General features: G+C 70.2%; 15 protein-coding genes and 1 tRNA gene. 3 read left to right on the top strand and 13 right to left on the bottom strand.

Going from position 1 to position 14,008, the window contains the following annotated elements; genetic code table 11:
- Positions 1–6 precede the first annotated feature (6 nt).
- Positions 7–177: a multidrug transporter gene (locus E3O57_RS17465; RefSeq protein WP_088455197.1), complete on the top strand. Its 171-nt coding sequence runs from the start codon at positions 7–9 to the stop codon at positions 175–177.
- 53 nt (positions 178–230) lie between these two features.
- Positions 231–485 carry a hypothetical protein gene (locus E3O57_RS17470; RefSeq protein ID WP_088455196.1) on the top strand — a complete coding sequence of 85 codons (255 nt, stop codon included), beginning with the start codon at positions 231–233 and terminating at the stop codon, positions 483–485.
- A gap of 9 nt (positions 486–494) precedes the next feature.
- Here the strand turns inward: E3O57_RS17470 and E3O57_RS17475 are convergent, their stop codons facing one another.
- From E3O57_RS17475 to topA, 9 genes are all read right to left on the bottom strand, one after another.
- Positions 495–1,322 carry an SGNH/GDSL hydrolase family protein gene (locus tag E3O57_RS17475; protein WP_103478820.1) on the bottom strand — a complete coding sequence of 276 codons (828 nt, stop codon included), beginning with the start codon at positions 1,320–1,322 and terminating at the stop codon, positions 495–497.
- A gap of 103 nt (positions 1,323–1,425) precedes the next feature.
- Positions 1,426–1,911 (bottom strand): aminoacyl-tRNA deacylase, encoded by a 486-nt coding sequence (locus tag E3O57_RS17480; RefSeq protein WP_103478819.1) that lies wholly within the window; start codon positions 1,909–1,911, stop codon positions 1,426–1,428.
- A 207-nt stretch (positions 1,912–2,118) separates the two neighbouring features.
- Positions 2,119–3,411, bottom strand: coding sequence for an alpha-amylase family glycosyl hydrolase (locus tag E3O57_RS17485; protein WP_103478818.1), 1,293 nt, complete (start codon positions 3,409–3,411; stop codon positions 2,119–2,121).
- Between the two features lie 394 nt (positions 3,412–3,805).
- Positions 3,806–3,878, bottom strand: a tRNA-Thr gene (locus tag E3O57_RS17490).
- Between the two features lie 52 nt (positions 3,879–3,930).
- Positions 3,931–4,563: a TetR/AcrR family transcriptional regulator gene (locus E3O57_RS17495; protein ID WP_103478817.1), complete on the bottom strand. Its 633-nt coding sequence runs from the start codon at positions 4,561–4,563 to the stop codon at positions 3,931–3,933.
- 3 nt (positions 4,564–4,566) lie between these two features.
- Positions 4,567–6,099, bottom strand: coding sequence for an alpha/beta hydrolase (locus E3O57_RS17500; RefSeq protein WP_327015943.1), 1,533 nt, complete (start codon positions 6,097–6,099; stop codon positions 4,567–4,569).
- A gap of 47 nt (positions 6,100–6,146) precedes the next feature.
- Positions 6,147–7,391 carry a DNA polymerase III subunit delta' gene (locus E3O57_RS17505; protein ID WP_103478816.1) on the bottom strand — a complete coding sequence of 415 codons (1,245 nt, stop codon included), beginning with the start codon at positions 7,389–7,391 and terminating at the stop codon, positions 6,147–6,149.
- 354 nt (positions 7,392–7,745) lie between these two features.
- Positions 7,746–8,366, bottom strand: coding sequence for a dTMP kinase (gene tmk, locus E3O57_RS17510; protein ID WP_088455188.1), 621 nt, complete (start codon positions 8,364–8,366; stop codon positions 7,746–7,748).
- Positions 8,367–8,386: 20 nt separating this feature from the next.
- Complete coding sequence (gene topA, locus E3O57_RS17515) at positions 8,387–11,425, bottom strand: type I DNA topoisomerase (RefSeq protein WP_103459286.1); 3,039 nt, start codon at positions 11,423–11,425, stop codon at positions 8,387–8,389.
- A gap of 261 nt (positions 11,426–11,686) precedes the next feature.
- On the opposite strand from topA, the gene E3O57_RS17520 reads away from it, so the two are divergent.
- Positions 11,687–11,947, top strand: coding sequence for a hypothetical protein (locus E3O57_RS17520; RefSeq protein ID WP_103432653.1), 261 nt, complete (start codon positions 11,687–11,689; stop codon positions 11,945–11,947).
- Between the two features lie 59 nt (positions 11,948–12,006).
- Here the strand turns inward: E3O57_RS17520 and E3O57_RS17525 are convergent, their stop codons facing one another.
- From E3O57_RS17525 to E3O57_RS18820, 4 genes are all read right to left on the bottom strand, one after another.
- The gene (locus E3O57_RS17525; RefSeq protein ID WP_241990481.1) at positions 12,007–12,369 is read right to left on the bottom strand and encodes an Rv3654c family TadE-like protein; all 363 of its coding nucleotides are present in this window, start codon (positions 12,367–12,369) and stop codon (positions 12,007–12,009) included.
- Positions 12,366–12,767, bottom strand: coding sequence for a TadE family type IV pilus minor pilin (locus E3O57_RS17530; RefSeq protein ID WP_103478815.1), 402 nt, complete (start codon positions 12,765–12,767; stop codon positions 12,366–12,368). The genes E3O57_RS17525 and E3O57_RS17530 overlap by 4 nt, the downstream gene beginning before the upstream one ends.
- Positions 12,748–12,948, bottom strand: coding sequence for a DUF4244 domain-containing protein (locus E3O57_RS19275; RefSeq protein ID WP_103478870.1), 201 nt, complete (start codon positions 12,946–12,948; stop codon positions 12,748–12,750). The genes E3O57_RS17530 and E3O57_RS19275 overlap by 20 nt, the downstream gene beginning before the upstream one ends.
- Positions 12,949–13,266: 318 nt before the next feature.
- A partial coding sequence (locus tag E3O57_RS18820; protein WP_166804769.1) for a pilus assembly protein TadB occupies positions 13,267–14,008 on the bottom strand: 742 nt, incomplete at its 5' end.

The raw sequence follows: 14,008 nt of genomic DNA on the forward strand, positions 1-14,008 counted from the left end.
CCGGTCATGAGTGAAATGACCTTCGACGAAAAACGCCACGACCAGCTCACCACCGCCCCCAAGGCCAGCGAAGCGGATGCGGCGCCGCGGGTGACCGTGGACGAACAGGCCGATGGTGTGAAGCGCATCGACGTGGCCGACACCGCCGCGGTGCGGCCCGGCAAGACCGAGGAGTAACCCGTCACCTGACGTTTGCCGAGCGGTCATCGCGGCCGCATACGCTGACGCCTGTGAGCGAGAATCTGCTTCTGGCCCGGCGCACGAACCCGCAGCAGCGGGACGTGCCTCGCATGCTTACCCCGCCACGGCGGGCCGAGCCCCGCTTCGACACCCCGCTACCGATCCAGCTGCCGCAGCCGGCCGTCCGGCCCGAGTTCGCGGTGCGCAATTCCCCGACCGACCTGGTCTTCCGAGCGCTCTGGCAGCTGGTGGGCGTCTACGTCTTCGTGGTGCTGCTGGTCAAGGACCGCCGACTGCCGCGCTGACCGGCACCGTCAGTCGGCGCGGGTCAGAACCGTGTCCAGCACGCGGTCCGCGATCGCCCGGTGGCCGGCGTCATTGACGTGCACCCCGTCGGACACCACCATGTCGCTCTGGATGACCACGGGGTCGAGCAGACTCACGTACTCGGCGTCGACCCGGTCCGCGGCGGCGCGCACCCAGCCATCCAGATCGGTGATCATGGCCGTGGCCGGCTCGGCGGTCGACGGCCCCACCGCGATCAGCCGGGCGTTCGGCAGGCCCTCCCGGAGAAGGCTGAACGTCCTGTCGACGGCGGCCTGCACCAACTCCGGGTCCGTGGCGAGCGCCCACCGGTCGTTCTGGCCACCGGCGATCACGACGACGTCGGGGGCGGCGGCGACGATGTCGGCCACCCGGTCCGGGTAGGCGGGGCAGTCGTCCTGGCCGCAGCTGGCGACCCCGGCCATGGTGACGTACCCGGTGCCGCCCTGGCCCTCGTTGACCTCGGTCCAACCGGCGGCGTATGCCACGACGGTCGTCCACTTCATGGTCGGATTCGAGGCGCCCCAGCCCTGGGTGTACGAATCGCCGAGGAACACGGCGACGGCGGGGTCGGTCGGTGACGTCGGCGAGTCCGTGGGTGCAGCTGACGCGGTGGGCGGGGCGGATGCGGTGGGCGCCGGCGTCGCCGGGGGCAAGGTGGGCACCAGTGACGCGGTGGACGCGGCGCCCGCGCCGACCACGGCTGCCACCACCGCGGCGATGCCACCGATCACGAGCACCAGAAGTGCGGCCATCAGCACCAGGCGCCGACGGCGCCCTGCGGCGGGCGGGCTCGTCGGGGTGCGCTGTTCTGCCATGCACCCAGCTTAGGAGCCCGCCGCAAGCCCACGAACCGTGAGAAAAGCACCAGCCGAGGCGGTTTTTCGGGGCTTTTCTGACAGTTCGCGAGCGGGGCGGGCCCTAGGTGCGGGGCTTGATCTCGTCGGTGATGTCGGCCACCGTGGCCCCGTAGGCCGCGATGAGCGCGTCGGCGTCGACGAACGCGGAGTAGCCGTGCTCCCCTGCGCCCATCGCCACCCTGGCGCCGCGCATCCGCTCGTCGGCGAACACCGGCCAGGCGGTGCTGCTGCCCAACGGGGTGATGGTGCCGCGCGAATACCCGGTCGCAGCCAGGGCGAGGTCTTCATGCGGCAGCGACAGCTTGTTCACGCCAACCAGGGCGCGCAGTTTGGCCCAGCTGATCTGCCGGTCGCCGGGCACCAGCACGAAGATGTAGTCCCCGTCGTGGCGCTTCACCACGAGCGACTTGACGATGCCGGCCGGCTCCAGCCCCAGCAGCCGGGCAGCGCTCTCAAGGCTGTCGGCGGCGGGGCGCTCGACGATGTCGATGTCGAGTCCGCGCGCCCGCGCATCCGTTTCGACCCGTGCGCGCCCTGTGTCAGCCATGACCAAAGTCAACCACGCGGGTGGGGGTGCCGAGGCCGCCCGGCCCACGGATGCTCGCGGCTCGGGTTGTTCCTCGCGGCCCGGGTCGTTCCTCGCGGCGCGGGTTAGAAGCCGCGCCACGAGGAATAGGGCGCGCCACCAGAACCAAGGTGCGCCGCGAACGCGCAGACCGGGTCAGCACGAGCGGGTGCCGGCCGGTAAACGTGGTCAGCCGAAGATCGCCCAACCGTGCGGCGGCACCGTGTGGCCGGCCGGGCTGGAGTCCGCCGCGCCGGCCAGCCGCTCGGCCGCATCCGTGACGACGGTCAGGGCCTCGTCACCGAGGTTGAGCGCCACCACCAAGCGTTGGATGCCGTCGGTCACCTCGATCACGTACCCCGTATTGGTCAGGGCGAGCGGCCGGCTCGTGGCCGTGTGCAACCAGGGGTGCCGGCGCCGCAGTCCGATCAGCTCCTGGTGCAGCACGAAGGTGGCCACGGCGACGGGATCCTGATCGGCGGACGGCAGGTCGGCGGGGCTCGCCGGGTAGGCGGGACGGATGGCGTCGTCGCCGCCGGCGCGCTGCTCCTTCACGGCGCGCAGCCCACGCTCGTCGCCGTAGTAGATCGCCGGGGTGCCGCCGAGGGTGAGCAGCAGCACCAGGGCGTGCGGGTGGTGGCGTTGGTCCTGGATCTGACTGGCCAGCCGAGTCACGTCGTGGTTGCCGATGAAGGTGTACGGCACAAATGCGCCGAGGAACGCGGTGTGCCGGGTGAGCGCCCAGTCCAGTTCGAAGAAGTTGCGCTCGTTCAGCGCGTGCCAGATCGCCTGCCAGAGTTCGTACTGGGTGACGGTGTCCACCCCGGATGCGGCGACGAAGCCGGCGTAATCGCCGTGCAGCACTTCGCCCATCACGTACAGCTCGGGGTGCCGCTCGCGCACCCGCGGCAGCACGCCGGCCCAGAACGCGGCGGGCATCGCGTATGCGGCATCGAGGCGCCAGGCGTCGATCCCCCGGTCGAGCCAGTGCGCCATCACGTCGGTGACGAGCTCGGTCACGGCCGGGTTGTCGTGGTTGAGCGTCACCAGGGCGTCGTGCCCCTCGAAGGCCACGAGCTCACCGGCCGATGTGCGGCGGAACAGGGCGTTCTCGGGCGCGGCCGGGTCGGCCAGGGCGGTGACCAGCGGGGCGAAATCCCGGCCGACGTGGTTGAACACACCGTCGAGCATCACCCGGATGCCGCGCCGCTGGCACTCGGCGATGAGGTGGTCGAGGTCTGCGGTGTCGCCGAGCCGCGGGTCGACCTCGAAGTAGTCGGTGGTGTCGTAGCCGTGGCTGCGGGAGGCGAAGACAGGGCCGAGGGCCAGGCCGTTCGCGCCGAGATCGAGCAGGTAGTCCAGCCAGGACTCGATCTGCCGCAACCGGTGCGTGGGCGAGCGGTCTTTCCCGGTGGTGTCGGCACCGACAAAGCCCAGCGGATACACGTGCCACCAGATCACGTGTTCGGTCCAGTTCGGCACGCCTCGACCCTATCGCTGTTGAACCGTGCTGGTCGGTGCCGGTCGCCATCGTCTGGATGCGCGTGGTGCAGGTCGCGACAACGACCCCCTAGGCGAACACTCCGGCACGATTGCAGCATCCGGCTCGCGCTCTGCCCGGTCTTGGGCCCCGAACTGGACCGTGCAATCTGACCCAGATTGCAGCATGGGCGTTGAGAGCCTGCGGGATTGGCGCCGGCCCAGCACTCGCCCTCGTCACCGCACCTCCTGCCGCCTCTCGCGCCCGCTAAAGCGGGCGCGCCGCGCCACAGGAGGCGCCGTGAGCGGTCGCGGGTGCGCCGACGTTCCGCAGACCGGGTCGCGGGGTCTCGACAAGCGCGACCAACGGATGGGAGGGAGCTGCGGAGAAAGAGAGGGCCGCCTATCAGAATCGAACTGATGACCTATTCATTACGAGTGAATCGCTCTACCAACTGAGCTAAGGCGGCGTGAGACCGAATACTTCCCGAAGAAAGACGCGCGGCGACACAGCATCCAAGCTTAGTCGATCGGGGAGGTCACGGTGTACAGCTCACGGAAGGACTTGGCGACCCAGGCCGACAACGGGGTGCAGTCATCCGCTTCGGACCAGCACCGCCAGGCATGCCGGGTGGCAGCCATGGCGATCAGGGTCACCAGCAGCGCCCGCTGGGCGAGGGCCCGCGGGTCCTCGGCGAGGTGCGGGGCGTCGGCGGTGAGCCGGCGCTCGACGATGTGCTGCAGGCCGGCTTCGAAGTTGCGCAGCGTGGCCATCCGCATCGTGAAGAGGTAGCTGTTCTCTTTCATCACCGCGCGGCGCAGCTCGTGGATCTCCCGGTCGCCGTCGGTGTTCTGCAGGCTCCGGCTGATCAGCCCGGCCAGGTCGGTCATCACGTCGGAGGGTCCGCCGGCGACGAACCGCTCGATGTCCTCGTCGCAGGCCAACTCCAGCTCGTCGCCGACCAGGGCGGAATCCTTGGAGGCGAAGTAGTTGAAAAACGTGCGCGGCGAGATGGCGGCGACCCGGCTGATCTCCTCGACGGTCACCTTGTCGATGCTCCGCTGGGCGCAGAGGGTAAGCACGGCACGCTGGATCTCCCGGCGGGTGGCCAGGCGTTTCCGTTCCCGCAGGCCCGGTTCGTCAGCTGCGCCCATCTGTCAACACATCGGGTCGGCCGCGGGCACGATGCCGTCGATCAGGTAACTGTCGACGGTGTCGTTGACGCAGGCGTTGGACTTGTTGTACGCGGTGTGACCCTCACCCTCGTAGGTGACGAGCTGCCCGCTGTCGAGCTGCTCGGCCAGGTTCTGCGCCCACACGTAGGGGGTGGCCGGGTCGTTCGTGGTGCCCACGACGAGGATCGGGGCCGCGCCGGTGGCGTGGATGGCCTGGCGCTCCCCGGCGAAGGCGTGCGGCCAGCTGGAGCAGGAGATGTCGCCGTAGGCCATGTACTTGCCGATGGTGGGGGCGATCTGCTCGATCTGGGCGGCCTCGGCGCGCATGGAGGTGAGGTCGTCGTTGTAGGCGTAGTCCAGGCAGTTGATGGCCGTGAAGGCCTCGGTGGAGTTGTCGCGGTAGCTGCCGTCGGGGTTGCGGCCGTTGTAGCCGTCGGCGAACTGCATGGCCCCGTCGGCGCTGCCCTGCAGCACGCCCTCGAACATGTCGCTGAGGTTGGTCCACGCCGTCGCCTGGTAGAGCGGGTAGATGATCGCGGTGAGCAACGCGTTCGCGCCGAGCTGGCGGCCATCGGTGGCGGTGATCGGGCTGGCATCCACCGACGCCAGCAGCGCCGAGATGGTGGCCATGGCGTCGTCGACGGTGCCGTCGAACGGGCAGGCCGAGCCCGCCAGGCAGTCGGTGAGGTAGGCGCGCAGGGCGTTCTCGAAGCCCAGCGCCTGGGTGCTGGTCACCTCGAAGTTGCTGGTGGACGGGTCGAGGGCGCCGTCGAGCACGAGCCGGCCGACCTTGTCGGGGTACAGCTCGGCGTAGGTGGCACCGAGGAAGGTGCCGTAGGAAAAGCCCAGGTAGTTGAGCTGGGCGTCGCCGAGCACCGAGCGCATCAGGTCGAGGTCGCGGGCGGCGCTGCGGGTGTCGACCTGGCCGAGCAGGGCCCCGGTCTCATCGCTGCAGGATGCGGCGAAGTCGGTGGCGCTGGCCTCCAGTTCCTGCACCCACGCGTCGCTGCCGCGCTCGGCGTCGGCGATCCCGTAGAGGTATTCGTCCATCTGCGCCGGTTCGTAACAGGCCACGGCCGAGGACTTGCCGACCCCGCGCGGGTCGAACCCGACGATGTCGTAGCGTTCCTGCAGGGCCGCATCGGTCGCGTAGTCGACGGATGCCTTGACGAATTCATAGCCGGAACCGCCGGGCCCGCCGGGGTTGAGCAGCAGCGACCCGAGCCGGTCGCCGGTGGCGGGTTGGCGCACCAGGGCGAGGTCGACCGAGCCGGCGGCCGGGTCCTCCCAGTCCAGCGGAGCCGACACCGTGCTGCACTGCATGCCGTTGTCGCAGTCGGACCACTGCAGCACCTGGCTGTAGAACGGATCCAGCGGCGCATCGACCTTTTCGCCGGTGGGCGTGGAGGTCGACGGTGCGGGCTGGGGCATGAACCACGTCACGCAGCCGGTCAGGCCGAGCGTCACTGCCACCGCGGCCGCCATGGTCGTGAATACGCGAGTGCGCTGGGTCACTGGGTTCCTCTTCTCTGGTGAATCCTGTGCATGTGCGGCGACTGCCGTCACCGTCGGATCATCGACACCAGCATGGCCTCGAGGGCCAGCGCCGGTGCCACGTTGGCTTCAATTCTCTGCCGGGCCAGGGCAATCGCATCCATCGTCGCGACGGTGGTCGCCGGCGGGCACGCCCCGGCGGCGCGGCGCAGTTCGGGCAGCAGCTCGAGATTGATGATGGTGCTGTCCCGGCCCAGCTGCATCATCATCACGTCGCGGTACAGCGAGGTGAGGTCCACCAGGATGCGGTCGATGCCGTCGCGCAGGCTGCGGGTGGCGCGGCGCTTCTGGTCGTCTTCGAGGTTCTTGATCTGGCTGCGGAGCGCGGGCGGCACCGACTGGCCGGGTTCCACGCCGAGCGAGCGCAGCACACCCTCGCGTTCGGCCGCATCCCGCTCGATGGTGATCGCCTTGGCGTCATCGCCGGCGATGGCGAGCAGTCGGGCAGCGGCGTTGACCGCGGTGGACACCCCCGTGAGGCCGAGGGCGGCGCGGAGGGTCTCCTCACGGCGGGCGCGGGCCTCGGCGTTGGTGGCGAGCCGCAGGGCCATGCCGATGTGGCTCTGCGCCTCACGGGCGGCCCGTTCGGCGACGGCCGGCTCCACGCCGGTGCGACGGATGAGCAGCTCGGCCACCGCGTCGATGCTCGGCACCCGCAGACGCACGGTGCGCACCCGGGAGCGGATGGTGGGCAGCAGGTCGGCCTCGCTGGGGGCGCAGAGGATCCACACCGTGCGTTCCGGCGGCTCCTCCAGCGCCTTGAGCAGCACGTTGGAGGTGCGCTCGACCATGCGGTCGGCGTCTTCGACGACCACCACGCGGTAGCGACCCACCGACGGGGAGTACTGCGAGCGGGCCACGGCTTCCTTGACGGAATCCATCTTGATGATGACGCCCTCGGTGCTGAGCACGGTGAGGTCGGGGTGGGTGCGCGCGTCGACAAGCCTCTGGGTGGACTCGTCGCCCTGCGGCGTGCCGGGGCTCAGCAGCGCGGTCGCGAAGGCGAAGGCGAGGTTGGAGCGGCCGGAGCCGGGCGGGCCGGTGATCAGCCACGCGTGGGTCATTGAGGAGGAGGTGCTGCGGGCGGCGGCGCTCGTCGCGGTGGCGGCATCCGTAGCGGTAGCGCTCGACTGGGCGGCATGGGTGTCGGCGTCGGGGCGCTCGACTGTGGCGACCGCTCCCGGGCGCTCTGCGGCGGCACGGAAGATGGCGATCGCATCTGCTTGACCCGTCAGGTCGTCCCACACTGCCATTCGTCAAGGCTACCCGGAGCCGGTGACAGCCGGGTGCGGGTGCCTCCCCCGCCGAGTTGCCAGTTGACGCCCACTGGATGCCCGTGAAGCAGCACCAACGGTGCATCGCACACAGATGCTCCGCATCGAGTTGCCAGTTGAGGCCCCGTGGATGCCTTCCAACGGGCGTCAACGGGCATCTCGCGGCACCGCACATCCGCCCACTTGCCGCAAAACGCCCCCTGGCCGCCGCCACAAGGGACTTTTCACGCAAGTCACGGATGCTGAATCTCCCGACTTGCCGCAAGATGCCCCTTCCTGGCGGGCGAAAGGGGGTTTTGCGGCAAGTCGGGGCGGGTATGTGTGCGGGACGCCCTAGAGCAGGGCGGCGACGCGGGCGCGGATGAGCGCGGCAAGCTCGTCGACCGGCAGCGACGCATCCAGCACCAGGAAACGGTCGGGCTCGGCCGCGGCGAGGTCGAGGAACGCGGCGCGCACCCGGGCGTGGAACTCGCCCTTCTCGGCCTCGAGCCGGTCGAAGACCTTGTCGGCGGCGTCGAGGCGGCCGCGGGCGGCGGTCTCGTCGAGGTCGAGCAGCAGGGTGAGGTGCGGCAGCAGGCCCTCGACCGCCCAGAGCGAGAGGTCGCGCACCTCGGTGCCGCCGAGCACCCGGCCGGCGCCCTGGTAGGCGACGGAGGAGTCGAGGTAGCGGTCCTGGATGACGATTTCACCGCGGGCCAGCGCCGGGCGCACCAGGGTGCCGATGTGCTGGGCCCGGTCGGCGGCGTACAGCAGGGCTTCCGCACGGGGCGAGACCTCACCGCGGTGGTGCAGCACGATCTCGCGGATGGCGACGCCCACCTCGGTGCCGCCGGGCTCGCGGGTGCGCACCACGGTGCGACCCTGGGCCTGCAGCCACTCGCCGAGCAACTGCGCCTGGGTGCTCTTGCCCGACCCGTCGCCACCCTCGAGGGTGATGAACAGGCCGGGCTTCACAACATCCGTCACGGCATCCGTCACGACTGCGCGGCCGCCTGCGCTGCCTTCGCGGCCGCGTTGGCCGCCCGGGTGGCTGCGGCCTTCGCGGCGGTGGCGGCCTTCTGCTCCGGGGTGCGCTCGGCGCGCACGCCGGGGGTGGCCGCAGACGTGCCGGTCTTCTTGGCCGGGGCCCGCTTGACTGCGGTCTTGGTCACCGCACCGGCCTTCACTGCGCCGGCTTTTTTGGCCGGGGCCTTCTTCGCGGCGGGCTTCTTCGCCGCCGGCTTCTTGGCAGGAGCCTTCTTCGCCGGCGACTTCTTCACCGCCGGGCCCTTGGCCCGCTTGTCGGCGAGCAGCTGCACGGCGCGCTCGTAGTCGACCTCGTCAACACTCTCGGCCTTGGGGATGGTTGCGTTGGTGATGCCATCCGTCACGTAGGCGCCGAACCGGCCGTCCTTGATCTTGATGGCCTTGCCGCTCTCCGGGTCGGGCTCTTCGAAGTCCTTGAGCGCGCTGGAGGCACGGCGGGCGCCGTACTTGGGCTGCGCGTACAACTCGATGGCGCCGGCCAGGTCGATCTCGAAGATCTGGTCTTCGCTGGTGAGCGACCGGGTATCGACGCCCTTCTTGAGGTACGGGCCGAACTTGCCGTTCTGGGCGAGGATCTCGGTCTGCGTCTCGGGGTCCAGGCCCACCACGCGCGGCAGGTTCAGCAGCGCCAGCGCGGTGTCGAGGTCGACGGTGGCCAGGTCCATGGATTTGAACAGCGACGCCGTGCGCGGCTTCACCGCGGCGGCGGCCTTCTTGGCCGGGGTCTTGCGCTTGGGCTTGGCGGCGGCAGCGGGTGCAGCTGCCGGGGCTCCGGCGTCGGCCAGCGAGGTGACCTCGCCGGTGAGCGGGTCGATGGACTCGCCGGGACCGTCGGTGTCCGCCGGCGGCTCGAGCTCGGTCACGTACGGGCCGAAGCGGCCGTCCTTGGCGACGATCTCCTTGCCGTTGTCCGGGTTCACGCCGATGACGCGGTCCGTGACGACCGGGGCATCCACGAGTTCACGGGCCTTGGCAGGGGTGAGCTCGTCGGGTGCCAGATCCGGCGGGATGTTCACCCGGCGGGGGGTGGCATCCGGGTCGGCGGTGGGGTCGGCGACTTCGAGGTAGGGGCCGTACTTGCCGATGCGCAGGGTGATGTCATCGACGATGTGGATCGAGTTGATCGAGCGGGCGTCGATCTCGCCGAGGTTGTCGACGACCTGGCGCAGGCCGCGGTGCTTCTCCGAACCGAAGTAGAAGCTGGTCAGCCAGTCCACCCGGTCGGCGGTGCCGCCTGCGATGCGGTCGAGGTCGTCTTCCATTTCGGCGGTGAAGTCGTATTCCACCAGGTCGGTGAAGAACTCCTCGAGCAGCCGCACCACGGAGAAGGCGATCCAGTTGGGGATCAGGGCCTGCCCGCGCGGGGTGACGTAGCCACGGTCGGTGATGGTGGAGATGATCGACGCGTACGTGGAGGGGCGGCCGATGCCGAGCTCTTCGAGCTTCTTCACCAGGCTGGCCTCGGTGTACCGGGCGGCCGGGGTGGTTTCGTGGCCCTTGGCCTCCACCTCGACGAGGGTCAGCGTCTGGCCCTCTTCCAGCGGCGGCAGCTTCGACTCGGTGGGGTCGGTGGAGGCGTTCCGCTCCTCGTCCCTGGACTCCTCGTACGCGAGCATGAAACCGCGGAAGGTGATGACGGTGCCGCTGGCGGCGAATTCGGCGAGTGCCTCGGAGGCGGCGGGGTGCGCGGCCTGGCCGGTGGGGCCCGCGGCGATGGTCACCGACGCGGTCGAACCGGTCGCATCCGCCATCTGGCTGGCGACGGTGCGCTTCCAGATCAGGTCGTAGAGCTTGAAGTCGTTGCCGCGCAGCGAGCTGGACAGCGAGGACGGGGTGCGGAAGGTGTCGCCGGACGGGCGGATGGCCTCGTGGGCCTCCTGCGCGTTCTTGCTCTTGCCCTTGTACAGGCGCGGGTTCGCGGGCACGGTCTCGGCGCCGTACAGCGACGCGGCCTGCTTGCGGGCGGCGGTGATCGCCTGCTGCGACAGCGACGGCGAGTCGGTACGCATATAGGTGATGTACCCGTTTTCGTACAGCGACTGGGCCACGCTCATGGTCTGCCGGGCGGTGAAGCGCAGCTTGCGCGCGGCCTCCTGCTGCAGGGTCGAGGTGGTGAACGGCGCGGCGGGGCTGCGGCGGTAGGGCTTGGAGGCGACCTTGGTGACGGTGATCGGCACGCCGGGCACCTTGAGGGCGTCGGCCAGGGCGAGGGCGGATGCCTCGTCGAGGGTGGCCGCGACGACCTTGGGCTTGAGCTTGCCAGTGTCGTCGAAGTCGCTGCCGGTGGCGATGCGTTCGCCGCCGAGGCGCACGAGCTTGGCCTGGAAGCCGTTCTCGGCGGAGGCGCCGGGAACGAGCTGGGCGATGAGGTCCCAGTAGCCGGCGGACACGAACGCGAGGCGTTCACGTTCGCGGTCGACGACGAGGCGGGTGGCGGCGGACTGCACGCGGCCGGCGGACAGGCCGGGGCCCACCTTGCGCCAGAGCACGGGAGAGATCTCGTAGCCGTAGATGCGGTCCAGGATGCGCCGGGTCTCCTGCGCGTCGACGAGGGCGGTGTCGAGGTCGCGGGTGTTCTGGGTGGCCGCGATGATGGCGTCCTTGGTGATCTCGTGGAACACCATCCGCTTGACCGGAACCTTGGGCTGCAGGACCTGCAGGAGGTGCCACGCGATGGCCTCGCCTTCGCGGTCCTCATCAGTTGCGAGGAGGAGTTCGTCGGCGTTCTTCAGCGCCCGCTTGAGGTCGCTGACGGTTTTCTTCTTCGCGTCGGAGACCACGTAATACGGTTCGAAGCCGTTATCGACGTCGACGGAGAACTTGCCGAGCGGGCCCTTCTTGAGTTCCGGCGGCAGATTCTTGGGCTCGATCAGGTCTCGGATGTGCCCGACCGACGACAAAACCTCGTATCCGTCGCCCAGATAGGCGGCGATCGACTTCATCTTGGTCGGCGACTCGACAATGACCAGCTTCTTAGTGCCTGGCACCAGACTCCTCTTTATAGGTAACGGTCTGTGAAACGACCAAGCCACACCATACACACAGGAATCGAGTGCGCGCCGACGGTGACGGCGCGGGAGTGCCCCGAATTGACTCCACGGTAGCTCGCTCACGGCGCAGGGCAAGGCTGAAACGAGTGTGCACATGTGTTCGCGGAATTCGCGGCGGCATCGCCCGACACGCGACCGGTGAGCCTCGGTTTGCGGATTAGGGGTTGCCTCCGCGGAGCACAGCCGCACAATAGAGACATGGTTACTGCAGCGCAGGGCACGTACACCGCGAAACTGACGGACGGCCCCCTCGAAGGAAAAACCGTCACCACCGAGTTCCTCGAATCAGGGGATCCCAGGCCGCGGATCGAGATACCCGCCGACGCAGCCGGCAAGCGGTACCTCTATGCCCGCGCCGCCGGTCTCGAGTTCGATTCCACCGAGCATCCCGACAAGCCCTCCGCCGTGGACTACCGCTACCTCGAGGCGCTCTTCGACACTCCCCCGGCGACCACTTAGACCGGCGATCGGGGATGCTGCACTTCTGGCGGCGAGCTCGAACACCGGCCTGACCATCGCTAGGGTGCCGGGCCGGCCCGCGCCCGGGAAGCGATCGGGAATGCGCCCACCGTGCGGGACACCGCCACGGTGGCGATCAGGCCGTCCACCGAGCAGGTGACCAGGCGGGCGCCGTTCAGCTCCGCCGCCCGCGCCGCCGTGGCACAGGGCACGCCCGGCATGAGGCCGGAGGCGACGTCGGCCGCGGCGAGCGCCGCCGCATCCGCCGCGCCCTGCACGGACTGGCTGACCGGCAGCAGGGCCAGCAGCGGCACGAGCACGGCGGTCATCGTGACGAGGGCGCCGAGCAGCGCGACCGCGAGCACCGAACCGGATCCCCGCTCGCGAGCAGAGGTAGGCCGGCGGATGGGTGCGCGCGTCACGGGTCGGCGCTCGCGGTGTCGCTGGCGAGGGCGCAGGACCGGGCGGCGAGAGTGAGGCCCGCGGCGGCGAACGGCGCGAAGGCGCTCGGCGCGCTGAGCCGGGCGCAGATGAACTCCCCCTGGCGTTCCTCGGTGAGCGCGGTGCCGGGCGCCACCGCGGCCAGCAGTCCGGATGCCGGACCTGCGCCGTCGCCGCGGGCCAGCAGCCGGGCCACGTCGGCGGCGGCATCCGTCATGCGTACCTGTTGCCCGACGACCTGCACGGCGCCCAGGCAGCAGGCCAGCACTACCAGCACGGCGGGCAGCACGGCCGCGAACTCGGCCGTGACGCTGCCCCGGTCCCGGTGGAGTCGGTGTGCCAGCCGTGCCGCGGCTCGGTCACCCCACCGTGAGCGCACTGCGCACCAGTTCGGTGAGGATGCCGCGCACCTCGTCACCGCGCAGGATAACGATGAGCAAGCCGGCAAACCCGACGGCCGCCATGGTAGCCACGATGTACTCGGCGGTGGCCGCCCCGCGATCGTCACGCAACCGCAGGAGGGCGCGAATGCTGTGGGACCGCACCGCGCGGGTGCGCACGAGTGCGTTGGGTATTCCGGTACCCGCGCTGGGATCGTGCCGTAACGGAGCGGCGGCACGGTCGGCGGCCGCCGCGCTTCCGGTGCTCTCCTCGGCTTGCGGGTGGTGCTCTGTCGGCGGGGCGGGCGGGCTGCTGAGGGTGGTCATGATGGATCTCCTTTCGCGTACAAGACGCGGTGCAAGCGGCGCGAGTGCAGCCAGCCTGTCGCGGCGACACCCGGCGCATCAACGACGGCAGCCCATCGGTGCACAAAAGTTCGAAACGGCAGCCTGTGGAGGAGCGCCCGAGTTCACCAGGGCGGGAGCACCCGAGCACCGTCACTCGACGCTGCCGAGGGTGGCGACGAGCACGCTGAGCAGCAGCGGGGCGACACCGACAAGCATGAACGCCGGGAGCACACACACTCCTAGCGGGATCATCAGGGTCACGGCAAGGGTTTCGGCGCGTTGGTGGCCCGCAGTGCGGGCATCCCGCCGGGCCTGCGCGGCCTCGCTACGCAACAGCTCACCGGCCGGCACCCCGGCTCGGGCCGAGAGGTCGAGCACTCGCTCGATGACCACGTCGGCGGAGTCGGTCACACCGATCGCGCGCAGGCCGAACCGTTCGGTGCTGCGCCGCGCGCTGGCGCGGGCCCGGTCGAGCGACCCGCCACCGGCCATACCGATGGCGGTGAGGTCGAGCTCTAGTCCCGGCGCGGGCCCTTGGCGGCCGGCGGCGGCAACCAGGTGCCGGTTCCAGCGGGCGGCGCCGACCATCAGGAGGCACCCCGCGGCGAGACAGGCCAACCCTGGGCCGGTGAGGAACAGGGTGCGCAGCGTGTCGAAGCCCATCAGGCTGCCGAACAACAGCGCCACCAGGGGCAGCACCATCCCCAGTCGGGCCGTGGCGCGCGGGCCGGTGAGGGCCACGGTCAGGTCGCGGTGCAGCTGGCCGAGCTCCCGGAACGCGGCGGCCAGGTCGCGCAGGCACCCGGCCAGGGGTGCACCGGCCCGGGTGGCGACGTCCCACGCGGCGGCGAGGGCCCGCCACGCGTCGCCCAGCTGGTCAGGGAGCCCGGCG

It is taken from the genome of Cryobacterium sp. TMN-39-2 (genome assembly GCF_004402745.1).
GTDB lineage: Bacteria > Actinomycetota > Actinomycetes > Actinomycetales > Microbacteriaceae > Cryobacterium > Cryobacterium zongtaii.